The sequence below is a fragment of the Aliiglaciecola aliphaticivorans genome, assembly GCF_054782055.1.
In genome coordinates, this window is the sequence record NZ_BAAGTF010000003.1 from 16,690 (window position 1) to 32,536 (window position 15,847).

Below are 15,847 nucleotides of genomic sequence, written 5' to 3' on the forward strand. Positions count from 1 at the left end.
ACGTTACTTCTTGCACACTATTAATACATACGCCCCTTATCGGTGCGCCCACCTCATTTTTTACTCACTTTGATTATTCCAGCTCAACTATCTAACACAAGCCGAAAAAGCTTTAGACTATACATTTTTCGGTCATAATTAAGAAGAGAATACCTCAGTAAAAGTCGCCAAGACTAATTTATGACGCAGTAACTTTAACGTTCTTTCCACAACTAACATTAGTTAGTTTATCGTCGGATGAAGTTATGCCAACTTTGCCATTATTTTTTGCGTCAAGTATAGACTTTTCTAATTTCTCTTTTAAACCTAAGTGCCGTTTATTCACGTAGTGAAACAGGGGTAATTTATGAGAACGGCGAGGGAGAAATTGAAACGAATCTAACTTAGATGCACAAATTATTCGCTCGGCTTCAACGTCTGTAGCAAAAATCAGATCCACTAAACCAGTGTCTAATTTTTTCGCGATTGAATTCATATTCTTAATAAAATGGCATTTAATATTAGATTCAGCGCATAAATCAACTGCGCCGCGAAAACTAGACAGAACCCCGATGACAGACGAGTCATCAGCAACACAATCATTCTTAGCTAAACAGATATAACCAATCTGTAAGTGCCCAATTGCTTCGTCAATTTTAACTAATTGACTGAAATGATTGCCCACTACATTGAGTCGAAATGCCTCTGCATCTAATTCACCTTTATCGACCATATTTAAGCCACGCTTAGATGGATAAAATGTGAAAGACGGCGTTATACCAACAGCCTGATAAATATCTGTATAATATTGAATGAGATGTGTAGTATCTTTTTCATCTTTTAAAACATCGACAATATTGACGGTGTAATTATCAGATCTCGCTGAAAATGCGATAAACAGAAGCATGAAAATCAATAGTAATTTCATAATCTACCAATTCATTTTAATTAATTTAAGTTTAGCAGAAATACACTTAATGTAATCACTATTTGCCAACCTCTCGATATACTCAATGTTTTAAGCTCATAACTTCAACTTGGTGTAATTATTGCTTTTAGCCATTCCAAATAACTGTGCTGAATCATCATACTGAGTAACGATACTCAGTAGGTAATTAATGCTGATAACATTGTACTTTTGCCGCAAATAATTTTCTTGTTCAACCCCTTTGCTGCAACTGTCCTCTGCTTTGATTCTAACGACCCCCAATCAAATAGTGATTTAGTACTTTTCAGACGAGAGCACTCTTACAGGAATAAAAATGACAAAAATTATAACTATATTTACGCTAATATTCAGTGTTAGTAGCCTTGCTTCTTCACAGAGTGCGGATAAGTATGGACCTAAAGATTTCCCTAGTGAAGAAAAATGGACTGCCATTGTCGCGGCCTATTCGCCCGAAATTAAAGCCATCGACATGGCTTTCTCGCAAATCAATGATGCCCAAATTGAACAGACACTGACGATTAAAGGAGTGAAGTATCAATTAGGACATTTTAAAGGTGAGCCTATAGTGATCTTTACCACTGGGATCAGTGTGCCTAACGCGGCAATGACAATGCAGATGGCATTAGACTACTTTCCAATTGATAGAGTGGTAATGATGGGCATTGCCGGTGGTGTCAATCCAGACTTTCAACCAGGCGACATTGCGATTCCAGAGCGCTGGTATTTTCACGATGAATCTGTATACGCCAACCCTAAAGCGGGTAGTAAAAACGCTTATATACTTCCTGATTATTACGAGCAGGCGTTAGCCCATTATCAGAAGCGTCAGGAGAATGATCCAAACGCGCCAAAATACGAAAACTTTGGTTTTATCCACCCTGAAGAAATGTCCGTTATTAAACAAGGTTGGTCAGAGCCTCAACAAATGCCTTACTTCACCGTCACACCGGAGCTTTTAGACTTGACCGAAAAAGCACTCGCTTCAATGGCAACAATTAAAATGCCTTCAGGACAACCCATTGACATAAAAATTGGCGGAAATGGTGTGACTGGCTCAGTGTTTTTAGATAACGCAGATTATCGCAATTGGCTTCAACGAGTTTACGATGCTCAGGTGGCTGAAATGGAGTCAGCTGCGGTTGGACAAGTATGTTTTGTCAATGAAGTTGATTGGATTGTGATCCGTTCAATCAGCGATTTAGCTGGCGGACAACAAGGTAAAAATGTTGAAAATGTATTTGATGCCATCGCCTCAGGAACCGGTGCTCAACTCTTAGTCGGTTTATTGGATCAAATCGTCAAGTTCCAAGCAAAGCAATGAAAAACCATAATATTTTCATTAACGAGTAGATTCTAATGACCTTCACTCGAAGGTCATTTTATTCCCCTTTTATAAGCAACTAACTAAATTCGACTTTACAACCTCCCAAGCTCTTTCCAGCCCCTTCTTGAGAATGGTTCTTATTAATATTTACATTCCAATTATTTTTATGTAGTATTTCTGCGGTCAATTTTAGCCTTTACTGAGTTATCGCAAAAAGCTGAAACAGGACAATATAACCCCGAAAGGTTTAGATAGCGTGAGTCATAAGTGTAAGAACATTAACGTAGCGGTAAATTAAAAGGTAAGAAATGGGGTTTTCATTGGGTACAGTTAGACAATGGCACTGGATAAGCGCCTCTGTTTGCATGGCAGGTATGTTACTTTTTGCGGTGACAGGAATTACCCTTAACCATGCTGCCGACATATCAGCCGAACCCATTTTTATCAGTGTTGAAGAACAATTACCCGCGCCTCTCTTACAAGAGTGGCTGAAAACAAATTCGGCCCCTAAAAACCTTTCCAGCCAAATAGTTGATTGGCTCAGTTCTGAGCATCAAATAGCCCTTCCCAGGAATTACAATAGTGAATGGGATGGCAGCGAGTTTTACCTCCCCTTAGCAAGACCAGGAGGAGACGCTTGGTTGGCTATCGATACAGAAACTGGAGACTTTATTTACGAGGATACAGATAGAGGTTGGCTAGCGTATTTCAATGATTTACATAAGGGGCGCGATAGCGGCACCGTATGGCGTTGGTTTATCGACATATTCGCCGGTGGTTGCATTATTTTCAGCGTCACAGGTTTAATTCTATTATGCCGCCAATCTTCCCATAGACAAGCGACAGCACCATTAGCGGCCTTAGGCGTGTTAATTCCGCTAGTGCTTATGCTGTTATTTATTCACTAAAAGAGTAACCATATGAATACACCCAAAGTTTTATTAATTTTCAGCACTATTTTTAGTGTTTTTTCAACTTGTGCAAATAGCGAAACCCTGACCCTTGATGTTCAGATCCCCCAACTAAAGGTAGCTGAATACCACAGCCCTTACGTCGCGGTTTGGTTGGAAAGTAAATCACGAAAATCTACCCAAATAGCCGTTTGGTATGACGTAAAAATGGCTGACAATGAAGGGCAGGAATGGCTAAAAGATATTCGTCAATGGTGGCGTCGAGGTGGACGCAGTTTAGATCTGCCTTATGACGGCATAACCTCTGCGACTAGAGGTCCAGGTAGTCATCAAATTACCATTGATTTAAATAGAGCTGAATTAAAAGAGCTCAAACCGGGTGATTACAAATTACGCATTGAAGCAGCGCGAGAAGTGGGCGGCAGAGAATTAATCGAAATACCGCTAACTTTGCCTTTAGACAAATCTGCTCTGCCTATTTCTAAAAATGGCACCTCAGAGCTAGGTAAAATTAGCTTGAGTTTACAAACCAACAATTAATTTTTTACTGGAGTAATCGATATGAACACCTCAAATTTATTAAAAGTTATCACTGCAGGCATTCTAACTGCTTCAGTCGCCATGCAAGCCCAAGCTCATAGAGCATGGATGCTACCGAGTTCGACAGTATTATCAGGTGATGCGCCATATGTCACCTTTGATGCTGCAATTTCAAATACCTTGTTTTATCCAGATCACGTAGCGATGAACCTTGCTGGAGTAAAAGCCTATGGCCCTGAAGGTAACTCTGTAGAACTTTTGAATACCGCCAAAGGCAAATATCGCAGTACCTTTGATATTCAATTGAATGACGAGGGCACATACAAAATTGCCACCAGCGGAGGCGGTTTGCGCGCTAGGTGGGAGGATGAGAATGGCAAACGTAAAATGTGGCCAGGACGCGGACAAACCGCTCAAGACTCAGAATTTGACTCAGCGGTTCCCCAAAATGCGAAAAAACTCCGAGTCAGTCGTAGTTACCGTAGAGTTGAAACATTCGTCACCTTAGGCGCGCCGAGTGATAAAGTCTTTGCTCCAACGAATCAAGGCATCGAGATGATCCCTCAAACTCACCCTAACGATTTATATGCCGGTGAAACCGCCACTTTCACCCTGTTAATTGAGGGTGAGCCGGCCAAAGGTGCAACCATCGAAGTCATTCCTGACGGCATGCGCTATCGCAATCAGCAAAATGAAATTAAGCTAACTGCCAACGAAAAAGGTGAGTTTGAAATTACTTGGCCTACAGCTGGACGATACTTTTTAGAAGCAGAGTATGAAGACAACAAGGTTGCTTTACCAGCGACTAAACGCACTGGCAGTTACGCTGCAACATTTGAAGTGTTACCTATGTAACATAAATAGGAAGATACTCTTTTGAATGAAACAGTGCGAATTAGTGTAGCTTGCGTTTTAACATTAGGGTGGTTAATTTGGTGTATTGGTTTGTACGTTCGACATAAGCGCGCGCAACCTAAAATCAATTTAGCAGCATCTACGTTAATTGCCTATGCCAGCCAAAGTGGCTCAGCCGCTGCACTAGCAGTTAAAAAAGCACAACAACTCGGCTCTCAAGAGGCAGTTAATTTACTGCCTCTTGACCGCGTTGACTCTCAAACTTTGTTAGCCACTAAACGAGCCCATTTCGTTGTGAGTACCTACGGAAATGGCGAACCACCAGACAATGGTCAGCGCTTTTACCATGACATTTTGTCCAAAAGTTCAGCTATTGATTTGTCACATTTGCATTACTCTGTAACGGCTCTAGGCGATAGCACTTATGAACACTTCTGTGCATTTGGCCACAATTTACATAGTGGTTTAGCTAATTTAGGCGCAAAATCTAAATCTGCCGTCATTGAACTTGATAGTCAAAACATGCAGAAAACGGAAGCTGAGGAGTCCACATCTCACCTTTGCGACTGGCAATTAATCGACCGCCAATGTCTCAATCCTGGCAGTGATAATCCTCCTTTATATTTGCTCACTTTTGGTATGCAATCAGAACTACCTCGCTGGCAAGCAGGCGATGTGATTTCTATACAGCCATGTAATGATGAAAAACGTGTGGATGTTTGGTTACAAAAACATCAGTTGGACGGCAATATGATTGTCGATAAAGATGGCAACCAACAATCCCTAAAATACCATTTGGGTCGGTGTCAGCTACCTGAACATTTTGACCCACATAATAGCAACCCAGCGCGTTGGTTAAACTCAATCAAACCATTACCCTACCGAGAATATTCAGTCGCCTCGGCCCACCATGAAGGTGTTCTGAAGTTAATTGTAAGGTTACAGACTTGCACCAATGGTAAGCCCGGATTGGGTTCCGGTTGGCTTACTCAGTTCAGTAAAATTGGGGATATTACCTGTGGCATGATTCGCAGTAATATTCGTTGTCACATTGAAAATGCCGTGCGACCACTCATACTCATCGGTGCTGGCAGTGGAATTGCCGGTTTACGGGCCCAGTTGGCACAAAGAGCGGCTTACTCGAAAAGTGCGCCTGTATGGCTTGTTTATGGTGAACGTGATCCAAAACACGACACCATGCTCAATGATGAATTGGCCGCTTGGCAGCAAAGTGGCGTAATTTCAGAACTGCATTTTGCATACTCAAGAGACCCTCAAAAAAAGGCTTATGTGCAAGAAATTTTACATATGAAATCAGAAAAACTGAAAGCCATGGTGCACAAAGGCGCAGACATCTATGTTTGCGGAAATAAAGCCGGAATGGGTGATGGCGTACACCAAGTATTAACGGAATATTTAGGCCAAGAAAACATTTCAGCCTTATTAACAAATGGACGTTATCGAAGAGATTTATATTAAGATTAAGTCTACAGATAAAAGGTGAATGAAGGTAAAACTTAATTCCCTTCTAACTTCTTACTTCCGCTCACTTCCCTATCATTCACTCGGTTCCACTACTTCATTATTTTGTAGGTTTATTTACGATGTGCAAGAAGAGCATTGGCGGAATGTGAAGCGACATTTAAAAAACTAAGCTGATAATAAAATGCACTTTTCATCTGAAAAGTGCATTAAATAAATTCCTCAGCGTGATGATGAGATTAGTCAGCAAATTGCCTTATGATCGAACCTAAGGTTTCTTTCGCATCACCAAACACCATGCGGCAATTAGGTTTAAAGAATAGAGGATTATCTACTCCAGCAAAACCCGATGCCATGCCTCGTTTAAGTACAAAAACATTTTTCGCCAAATCTGCGTTAATAACTGGCATCCCATATATAGGACTGCCCTTCATTTCACGTGCTGCGGGGTTTACCACGTCGTTCGCGCCGATTACCATTGCCACATCAAAGTTTTCAATGCGTTTATTGATTTCATCCATTTCAAACAATTGCTCATAGGAAACATCGGCTTCTGCTAAAAGAACATTCATGTGTCCAGGCATTCTCCCTGCCACAGGGTGAATGGCATAAGCCACTTCTGCACCATTTTCTTCAAGCAACACTTGTAGTTCCTTCATCGCATGTTGCGCTTGCGCAACAGCCATACCGTAACCAGGTATCACCACGACTGATTGAGCCGCTTCTAACACGTAATAAGCATCATCAGCAGACAAAGGTTTTACTTCACCTTCAATTACCATATTGGATTCAACAACAGGCATAAACCCGCTAAATAACACATTCGACAATGAGCGGTTCATTGCTTTACACATTATACTGGTCAAAATAATGCCACTGGCCCCTACTAGCGAGCCTGCCACAATAAGAATGTTATTCTGTAAGGCAAAGCCTGCTGCACAAGCTGCCAGCCCTGAATAACTGTTTAGCAACGAAATAACCACTGGCATATCTGCTCCGCCAATGGGCAGAACCAGCATAATTCCAAACAGTAACGCTAATCCCATCAAGCTATACAGAACAATACTGAAACCAGGGGAAAATTCAGGTTGGGCAACAAATAAATAACCGCCAAATATAATAGTGGCAACCAATAGCAGGTTAAAAATCACCTGACCTTTGAAGGTAACCGCTCTACCGGTGATCCTTTCACTTAATTTTGCCCATGCAACCAAGCTGCCTGAAAATGTCACTGCGCCAATAAGTAGCGCCAGGAAGGTAACAAACATGATGAAAGCAGAAAATTGACTGTTTGATTCAACCGTTGACCAAGCCACAAATACACTGGCGAGGCCCCCCACTCCATTTAACAACGAAACGAGTTCGGGCATTGAGGTCATCGCGACTAATCTGGCCGCAAAAAAGCCAACAATACTGCCGGCAAGAATAGCAATGGCTATCCATTCAAAACTCACAATATTCTTATCGAACATTGTTACAACAATAGCTAAAAGCATCCCCACTGCAGACAATAAATTACCTTTTCTTGCTGAAGATGGGTGTCCTAGTAATTTTAGTCCAAAAATAAATAACGCGGCTGCCAGCACATAAGTCAGGTTAATCACCAATGCTGAAGTCGAAGTAGTTTCTATCATTTTTAAATCCTCTTAATCTTCAGTTTGGGTTATTTCTTTTTCTTAAACATGGCAAGCATGCGATCAGTAACCAAGTAACCGCCAACCACGTTAATGGTGGCAAGGAAAACCGCCACGGCGCCCAAAATTTCGGCATATTGACCTAGGCTGTCATCGCCAGCTAACGCAAGGGCTCCTACTAACGTAATACCTGAAATCGCATTAGCGCCAGACATTAAAGGGGTGTGTAGAGTAGCCGGTACTTTTTGAATTAGTTCAAAGCCAACAAAAATTGATAACAACAAAATAAATAATAAATATATGGCTTCCATTATGCTTTCTCCTGCTGACTATTGGTTTGCTCATAAAAGGACTGAATCATTTTATTTACCACCTGACCTTGATGGGTAATGATGCAACCAGACTGCACTTCATCCTCAATATCTAGTTCGAAACGATTGCTTTCTTTTGACCAAAACTCGCTGATTAAATTGTATAAGTTACTGGCATACATTTGAGTGGCATGTTTAGCCACTCCGTTAGCCCAGTTACCTGTTCCAACCAAGCTAACGCCGTGTTTAACGATAGTTTCTCCAGCGACTGAACCGGCCACGTTCCCACCCGTTTCTGCGGCCATATCAACTATAACGCTACCAGGTTTCATCATTGCAATAGTGGCATCATCGATAAGCTGCGGAGGTTTGCGCCCGAACAATTGCGCGGTAGTGATAACGATGTCTGAATCAGCAATACATTTAGCTTGTTCACGCTGTTGAATTTGCATTTGCTCCGGCGTCAACGCTTGGGCGTAACCTTGTCCGGTTTCACCTGTTTGGCCTAAGTCTATATCAAGAAATTTCGCACCTAAGGATTGAACTTGTTCAGCCACCACAGAACGAGTATCAAACGCCGTTACACTTGCCCCAAGACGTTTAGCGGTAGCGATTGCTTGTAGACCAGCAACACCGGCTCCGATGACAAAGACTTTAGCGGGTTTCAAAGTACCTGCCGGAGTCATCATCATTGGTAAGACAGAATCGAGGGTATTCACAGCTTGCATGATCATTACATAACCCGCCAAACTGGCCTGAGAACTCAACGCATCCATCTTCTGACAACGACTAATTCTGGGGATCATTTCCATACTGATGCTGGTAATTTGAGCTGCACACAATTGCTCAACAAAAGCATGCTCATTGAAAGGATCTAAGTAACTGACGATGAGGGTTTCAGGTTTTAGCAAACCTATCTCTTCAGCGGTCAATTTGTGTAAGCTCAATACAATATCGGCTTTTTTTAATAGATCGTCTCGGCTAGTGATAACGTTTGCACCGGCGGCTTGATAATCACCATCCTGAATGTTAATCGCCGCCCCTATACCAGACTGAATACACACATCAGCACCTAACAAGGTGTAAGCTTTCACATTAATAGGCATTAACGAACAACGCTTCTCTCCAGGCTTTGTCTCAGCTGGAAAAGCAATAACAGGCATATACCCTCTCCTAATTTTAATAATTTAATGTGGTTACTATGCCCGCATATGTTAGTAAACAGTTATTCATATTGTTTATATAGAATATCAAATTAATAATTTACAGGTGATAAATCAGTAAGATGAAACTTATATTAAATGGGACAAATGGCATCAAATTGCAGTGACAGCAAGGGCCATAGGGCCATAAAAGGGGAAAAAGGCAATTTATTCAGCTGTATTCACACAGGAAAACCCTAAACAAATATCTCGTTTTTGGTTTTCTATATGAAACACAATTATGAATGGATTTAGATAAATTTCTATTATGGTTGAACCACTTGGATACCAATATTATTACAACTAGCAGTGAAAGCCGCTATTTCTGCTTCAGGAAGAGAAATGTGAATACCGACCATTTCAGCATAATTACATTGATCAATAACACCTTGGTGTTGGTTGGCTAGATGCCGAATGAACTGTTCATGTTTGAAGTCGGCCCGAAGCGTTAATGGCACCAATCTTAATTGCTCTTTCACAGGTAAGATATCAATCACTTGTTGTGCGGAACTCGAATAGGCCCTAACTAGGCCTCCAGCCCCTAATTTAATACCACCAAAATAACGCGAAACAACCAACATAATGTCGCCAATATTTTTATGTTGAAGTACATTTAAAATTGGTTTTCCCGCGGTCCCGCTTGGCTCTCCATCATCCGACATTGCTGCACTAACAGGTGAATTAGGGTTTCCTAGCAAGTAGGCCCAGCAGTGATGTCTTGCGTCAGGATATTGCTGTTTTATAGATGCAAGCTCGGCCAAAGCCTGCTCTCGACTGCTGGAAAAACTAGCACAGGCGATAAACTTACTTCTTTTAACCTCATAGGTTATTGCAGTGGTTTTTGATGGAATAGGATAAGACATAAGCTGGATATTATACCCAACTATGCTAAAAGGTTTAATAAAGAATTGATTATTCTCAGAGTGGGTCGGTTAAATGGCCGAGGTAAAGCAGCCAAAATAAAAGTGAAAACTTTCAACATAGACCACAAACCCAAGGCGCTTATCGTGTATTTTTTAGGAAAAATCACTATTGCTCCCTTAAAAAACTGTATGTGGTCATTTTTAAATCAATAGCTAAATCTAAGTAGCTGCGTGTAACACAACCGCACAAAAAGATAATAAATAATTGTATAATATACAATTTAATTTATTTCAGGGAATTCTGCTTTGGCAGCCTCATAAAGCATAACAGCGTAGAAACAATACTTACTATATAAGCCCAAGGTCTTATCTACATTATATTGGTTTTTTCGTATGATCAGATAACTGAAAGCTTTCAGACCCAATTACAACAAATTCAAAAGAAGTGGCGAAGCTTGATACAAGTTAACTTACAAATGCGAGAAACAACATGTCTTATAAAAGTGAATATGAGCAGTCAATTAATCAGCCAGAAACATTCTGGAAGGAAAAAGCCGCGAAGTTACCTTGGTACAAAAAACCGCAAAACATTTTAAGCAAAGATATCAACGGCATTCATCGTTGGTTTGCTGACGGTTTGATGAACACCTGTTATATGGCAGTGGATTATCATGTTGAGCAAGGATTAGGCGAGCAGATAGCGATGATCTATGACTCCCCTGTGACGAACTCAAAAGCAAGCTACACATACAAGCAACTACAAGAAGAAGTCGCTCTTTTTGCAGGTGTGCTGGCTAATCAGGGAGTAAGCAAAGGCGATCGTGTGGTAATTTATATGCCAATGGTAGCTGAAGCGGTAATAGCAATGTTAGCTGTAGCCCGTTTGGGCGCTATTCATTCCGTTGTATTTGGCGGATTTGCGCCACACGAATTAGCCATGAGAATCGACGACGCAGAGCCCAAAGTGCTGGTAACGGCTTCATGTGGAATTGAAGTATCTAAAATAATCAAATATAAACCCTATGTGGACGAAGCAATTCGACAAGCCAAGCATAAAGTTGAGCACTGTATTGTTCTACAACGAGAACAATGCAGAGCTGAATTAATTCCGGGTCGCGACATAGATTGGCATACAGCCATTAAATCAGCTTCAGCAGCAGATTGTGTGCCAGTCAAAGGCACAGATCCCTTATATATTCTGTACACTTCTGGCACAACCGGCAAACCTAAAGGTGTAGTGAGAGATAATGGCGGCCACGCCGTTGCATTGCACTACTCAATGGAAGCCGTTTATAACATGCAACAGGGCGACGTGTTTTGGGCTGCCTCAGATGTTGGTTGGGTAGTAGGCCATTCGTATATCGTATACGGACCGCTTCTTAAAGGTTGTACGACCATAGTTTACGAAGGCAAACCTATTAAAACCCCAGATGCCAGTGCTTTTTGGCGAGTTGCTCAGGAATACAACGTAAAAACCTTATTTGCTGCACCAACGGCTTTTAGAGCAATACGTAAAGAAGATCCAGAGGCCAAATTATTAGCAGATTATCCTTTACAAAGTTTACAAACTATTTTTATGGCTGGAGAACGACTTGATCCCCCCACTTATCAATGGACCTGTGAAAAAACCGGAAAACCTGTCATCGACCATTGGTGGCAAACCGAAACAGGCTGGGCAATTTGCGCTAATTTGCTAGGCATAGAGGAAAAAACGCCCAAACCAGGATCGGCAACCTTAGCAGTACCAGGATTTGATGTACAGATTTTGGACGTAGAAGGAAACCAAATGCCAGCATCTAAGCAGGGGGCAATAGCGATTAAACTGCCTTTGCCACCGGGCTGCTTGCCCACAATTTGGGGAAATCAAGAGCGTTTCATTGCTGGTTACCTTAGCCAATATCCAGGGTATTACTGCTCAGGTGATGGTGGATACAAAGATGAAGATGACTATGTATTTATTATGGGAAGAACAGATGATGTGATCAATGTTGCAGGTCATCGTCTTTCTACCGGGGAGATGGAAGAGATCTTAGCGTCTCACCCTGCCGTAGCTGAGTGCAGTGTGATTGGCGTTCACGATAACTTGAAAGGTCAAGTTCCTATCGGAATGGTGCTGCTTAAAGACGGAATAGAGATAGATGAAAGGCAACTTCAAGCTGAATTGATAGCCAATGTAAGACACGAAATTGGTCCAATTGCATGTTTTAGCCGCGCGATTGTTGTGCAACGTTTACCTAAAACTCGATCAGGCAAAATATTGCGCAAACTATTACGACAAATATCAGCCGGTGAATCTTACGATATACCTTCCACCATTGACGATCCTGAAAGTGTCACTGAAATAGCTGACATCATGAATAAACAAGGCTTAATTAATATGGAAGAGGCGTCTTAACCTAAAAACCTATAACTTAACTGCGGTCGACGACATTCCCCTAAATGGTTCATCACCGCAGTTTTCATTAATTTTTTGGTGTAATTCCCAACGCACCCTTGCTCACTTTTAGTGAGCTTTTTTATGGGCGAGAAAACATCAGCTAAACATCCATTACCTTACTAGTTGAACGGCTTCCGTCACTGAAACAACATCCCAAAACGGAATAATCAATAGTGGGTAATATCAGTGAAGACTCGGGGTAAACTTTTTGAAAATATCAAATTGATCAGCTGGAACCGGCTTTTGAAAAAAGTAACCTTGTCCATATTGGCAGTTTAAATGTTTTAAGAATTGATAACATTGAAAGGTTTCTATGCCTTCAGCAATGATTTCCATATTCAATTCGTGACCCATAGCGATTATGGTCGATGCAATGGTATTGTTCGCCGGCATAAAACTTTTATCAATTTTTAAAACATCAAAGGGTAAATTTTGCAGATAACTCAGACATGAGTACCCTGTACCAAAGTCATCTAGCAGTAATTTTGCACCTAACTCTGATAATTCATGTAGCGTCTGTACACTGACCTTGTCTTCGGTAATCGCACTATTTTCGGTAATCTCTATATGCACACTCTGAGCAGAAAGTGCATGCTTAGTTAAGGCATCCGATAAGCGTTTAGTAAAGTGTTTATCTTTCAGTTGGTAAGTAGATACGTTAATCGCCATTGCGTGTTCAGTTGCCCCCGCATCACGCCAAATTTTGCATTGCTTGCATGCCTGCTCTATTACCCAACCTCCAATATCAATGATTAGCCCAGCGTTTTCAGCAATAGGAATAAATTCATCTGGCCCAATAACCTCATTTTCTGAATTAGTCCATCGCAATAGTGCTTCACTACCGATAGTGCGATTATCTGGTAAATGCACTATCGGCTGATAAACAAGGCTAAGTTCGTCATTTTTAATTGCCTGATGAAGTTGAGCCGCCAAAGTAAGCCTTCGATTAAGTTTGCTGCCAGACTGCATATCATAAGATTGAAATTGATTTTTCCCTGCATTTTTGGCTTGATACATAGCGGCATCAGCATGCTTTAACAGGGAGTTGCAATCTACACCATTTTGAGGATAACAGGCAATACCGATACTGCCCGTGACAAAAGACTGCATATTTTCTAATTCGATTGGTATCCTAACGGCTTCAATAATCCGATGGGCTATATTGTCTATTGTTTCAATGGATTCAAAACAATCAGTCACGGCAACAAATTCGTCACCGCCAAAACGCAGCACTGAATCACACTCTCTAACGGTCTGAGCTATTCGCTTAGCCATCTCAATTAACAACTTGTCCCCCACTGAATGGCCGAGGGTATCATTGATATCTTTAAACTGATCTAAATCGATAAACATCACTGCAAATTGCGCATTTTGTCGCTCTGCTTTTGCAATGGCCGCATCAACGGTATGACTCAATAGATTTCTATTGGGCAAACCCGTTAAGGAATCTTTGTAAGCTAACTGTTTGATGCGCTCTTCACTTTTAGCAAGCGCCTTGATTGCTTCTGCCCTTTTATTGAGAATAGCAGTCACTGCCGTACCTATTTTATGGGTAAAAATCAGCACTAAAATAGAGGTAAATAATATGATTAAAATAGTTAAATGGGTGACGAATTCTACGGTTTTTTGAACCGGTGCTTCAAATAAGATGGAGTTTTGACTAAATCGAGTCAGAGACAGAATTAATTCATTTTGCAAATATTGTGCGCTAATTTCCCCATTTTCATATTGTGATATTTTTGACAAGGTATCATTCGCGATAGCTAAATCAGTTTCACACAAGGTAATTATTGCCTCAGTATTGATAACACGCATAAAAAATCGTTCGAACAAACCGATCATATTTAAGCAGGCTTGAGGTTGTTCACGAATTTTCATAATAACGTTGCGCACGTCGTTAATAAAATAGAGGTTTTGCTCAGATACAGTCCTTTTGGGAGTAGAAACTAACCCATTTAATTCCAAGGTATGTTTAAAGTGGCGAATATTTAATTGATGGAAATGGCTACTTTTATCGACCTTAAAGAAACTCCAAATCATGACAACTGAAAATAAAAAGATGATCGCAGTGAGAAAGCTTAATGCCTTTTTGACCTTACTATCTTCAATAATCATTATTTAATGTGCTCTTAGAGCTACTTCCACGAGACGACCATTGGCGATGTCAAATGAAGGTCGCTTGCCTTTTTATGAAATCAATTAATATTAAATTTATGTATAGCACAATTCGGCGGTTAGTGAAGTTAATAGTGATTATAATATCAACAACTTGGATGTGTTTTTGCGGTATGAATCGCTTTCTAGAAAGCGATTCATACCGCAAAAAGTGAACTCGCTTTATTCTAATCTGAATTTACTAGCGATAAGCATTCCAATAGCACGTTGCATTTCAGTGTGCATCCGCTGTGCATCTTCTCCAACAACGGAGTTACAAGACATCATTTTTGCACAAGTTTGGCCAGAAATACGGCTTCCAGTTCCTACTTTAGGAGCTTGTGTATGGCGCAATATTTCTAATTGATCAATAAAGAAATGCTGTAAATCTTGCGGGGTCACGACAATACGTTCAATACTATCATCGCTGCCCGGAGGCATGGGAAGGTTTAATTCAGTAAGTCTTTCTCTAGCCGCTTCAACTTTGTATGCCGCCTTGTTGTAATAAGCAGTGGATTTGTCTTGTTGCTCTGCTCCAAAAAATTGATTGTCATACATCTGGCCCAACAAATAACTCGCTTTATGCAGGTTATTTTCTGACGCTAAAGTTAACCATTCCTTTGCTTCATCATAGTCCTTCTCGACTATTTCCCCTTCAATATAAACAACACCAAGAACATAAGCAGCCTCATATACTTTGTTTTTAGCGGCCTTTTTGAGGTAACTGATCCCCCTACTTGGATCATCATCTGTCGCTTGTGATATATACATTAACCCGGCTTTATATTGGGCAGTTGCCTGATTCCACTTGGCCGCCTTTTTGTACATCCTAAGGGCCCTAGAAGTACTTTTTTCGGTGCCGTACCCGGTAATATAAAAATTGCCCAATGCTTCCATCGCACTGGGATGGCCTTTTTTAGAATATTTTTTGAATTCCTTAAAGGTTTTAACACAATGCTCTTCACTGCACTCTTTGAAATCAAAGGCCAATGAAACAGGTGCAAATACGATGACACTTACAACTAATACAATCTTTTTGAGCTGACTAAACATAGTTAACACTCTCCATGTTATTTAATAATGACTAATTCATACACAAACTATTTAACTCGACAGTACAACAGGTTATCGACATTACAATACCTTACTAATAGTAGTTGTACTTAAGTTTTTAATACTATGGACTGTTATAAAATAGTTGTCATC

General features: G+C 40.8%; 13 protein-coding genes. 6 read left to right on the plus strand and 7 right to left on the minus strand.

Annotation, left to right across the window (positions count from 1 at the left end; all coding sequences use genetic code 11):
* Positions 1-178 precede the first annotated feature (178 nt).
* Complete coding sequence (locus ACYVIL_RS01180) at positions 179-907, minus strand: hypothetical protein (protein ID WP_460311273.1); 729 nt, start codon at positions 905-907, stop codon at positions 179-181.
* A gap of 334 nt (positions 908-1,241) precedes the next feature.
* Between ACYVIL_RS01180 and ACYVIL_RS01185 the strand changes: the two genes are divergently transcribed.
* The 5 genes from ACYVIL_RS01185 (at position 1,242) to ACYVIL_RS01205 (ending at position 6,037) form a co-directional block, all read left to right on the plus strand.
* Positions 1,242-2,249: a 5'-methylthioadenosine/S-adenosylhomocysteine nucleosidase family protein gene (locus ACYVIL_RS01185; protein WP_303474518.1), complete on the plus strand. Its 1,008-nt coding sequence runs from the start codon at positions 1,242-1,244 to the stop codon at positions 2,247-2,249.
* 311 nt (positions 2,250-2,560) lie between these two features.
* Positions 2,561-3,160 (plus strand): PepSY-associated TM helix domain-containing protein, encoded by a 600-nt coding sequence (locus ACYVIL_RS01190; protein WP_303474519.1) that lies wholly within the window; start codon positions 2,561-2,563, stop codon positions 3,158-3,160.
* Between the two features lie 12 nt (positions 3,161-3,172).
* A complete protein-coding gene (locus ACYVIL_RS01195) occupies positions 3,173-3,703 on the plus strand; it encodes a DUF2271 domain-containing protein (protein WP_460311274.1) in 531 nt (176 codons plus the stop codon).
* Between the two features lie 21 nt (positions 3,704-3,724).
* Positions 3,725-4,558 carry a DUF4198 domain-containing protein gene (locus ACYVIL_RS01200; RefSeq protein ID WP_460311275.1) on the plus strand — a complete coding sequence of 278 codons (834 nt, stop codon included), beginning with the start codon at positions 3,725-3,727 and terminating at the stop codon, positions 4,556-4,558.
* A 21-nt stretch (positions 4,559-4,579) separates the two neighbouring features.
* Positions 4,580-6,037 (plus strand): NADPH cytochrome P450 oxidoreductase family protein, encoded by a 1,458-nt coding sequence (locus ACYVIL_RS01205; RefSeq protein ID WP_460311276.1) that lies wholly within the window; start codon positions 4,580-4,582, stop codon positions 6,035-6,037.
* Positions 6,038-6,279: 242 nt separating this feature from the next.
* Here ACYVIL_RS01205 and ACYVIL_RS01210 read toward each other — a convergent pair whose 3' ends face one another.
* The 4 genes from ACYVIL_RS01210 to ACYVIL_RS01225 form a co-directional block, all read right to left on the minus strand.
* The gene (locus tag ACYVIL_RS01210; RefSeq protein WP_303474523.1) at positions 6,280-7,674 is read right to left on the minus strand and encodes an NAD(P)(+) transhydrogenase (Re/Si-specific) subunit beta; all 1,395 of its coding nucleotides are present in this window, start codon (positions 7,672-7,674) and stop codon (positions 6,280-6,282) included.
* A 29-nt stretch (positions 7,675-7,703) separates the two neighbouring features.
* On the minus strand, positions 7,704-7,985 hold the full coding sequence (locus ACYVIL_RS01215; RefSeq protein WP_303474524.1) for an NAD(P) transhydrogenase subunit alpha part 2: 282 nt from the start codon (positions 7,983-7,985) through the stop codon (positions 7,704-7,706).
* On the minus strand, positions 7,985-9,148 hold the full coding sequence (locus ACYVIL_RS01220) for an NAD(P) transhydrogenase subunit alpha (protein ID WP_303474525.1): 1,164 nt from the start codon (positions 9,146-9,148) through the stop codon (positions 7,985-7,987). Before ACYVIL_RS01220 ends, ACYVIL_RS01215 begins: the two co-directional genes overlap by 1 nt.
* Positions 9,149-9,453: 305 nt before the next feature.
* Positions 9,454-10,050 carry a YigZ family protein gene (locus ACYVIL_RS01225; RefSeq protein WP_460311277.1) on the minus strand — a complete coding sequence of 199 codons (597 nt, stop codon included), beginning with the start codon at positions 10,048-10,050 and terminating at the stop codon, positions 9,454-9,456.
* Positions 10,051-10,540: 490 nt separating this feature from the next.
* Between ACYVIL_RS01225 and ACYVIL_RS01230 the strand changes: the two genes are divergently transcribed.
* The gene (locus ACYVIL_RS01230) at positions 10,541-12,445 is read left to right on the plus strand and encodes a propionyl-CoA synthetase (protein WP_460311278.1); all 1,905 of its coding nucleotides are present in this window, start codon (positions 10,541-10,543) and stop codon (positions 12,443-12,445) included.
* A 225-nt stretch (positions 12,446-12,670) separates the two neighbouring features.
* Here ACYVIL_RS01230 and ACYVIL_RS01235 read toward each other — a convergent pair whose 3' ends face one another.
* Positions 12,671-14,602, minus strand: a complete 1,932-nt coding sequence (locus tag ACYVIL_RS01235; RefSeq protein ID WP_460311279.1) for a putative bifunctional diguanylate cyclase/phosphodiesterase — start codon at positions 14,600-14,602, stop codon at positions 12,671-12,673.
* A gap of 222 nt (positions 14,603-14,824) precedes the next feature.
* Positions 14,825-15,694: a tetratricopeptide repeat protein gene (locus tag ACYVIL_RS01240; RefSeq protein WP_460311280.1), complete on the minus strand. Its 870-nt coding sequence runs from the start codon at positions 15,692-15,694 to the stop codon at positions 14,825-14,827.
* Positions 15,695-15,847 lie beyond the last annotated feature (153 nt).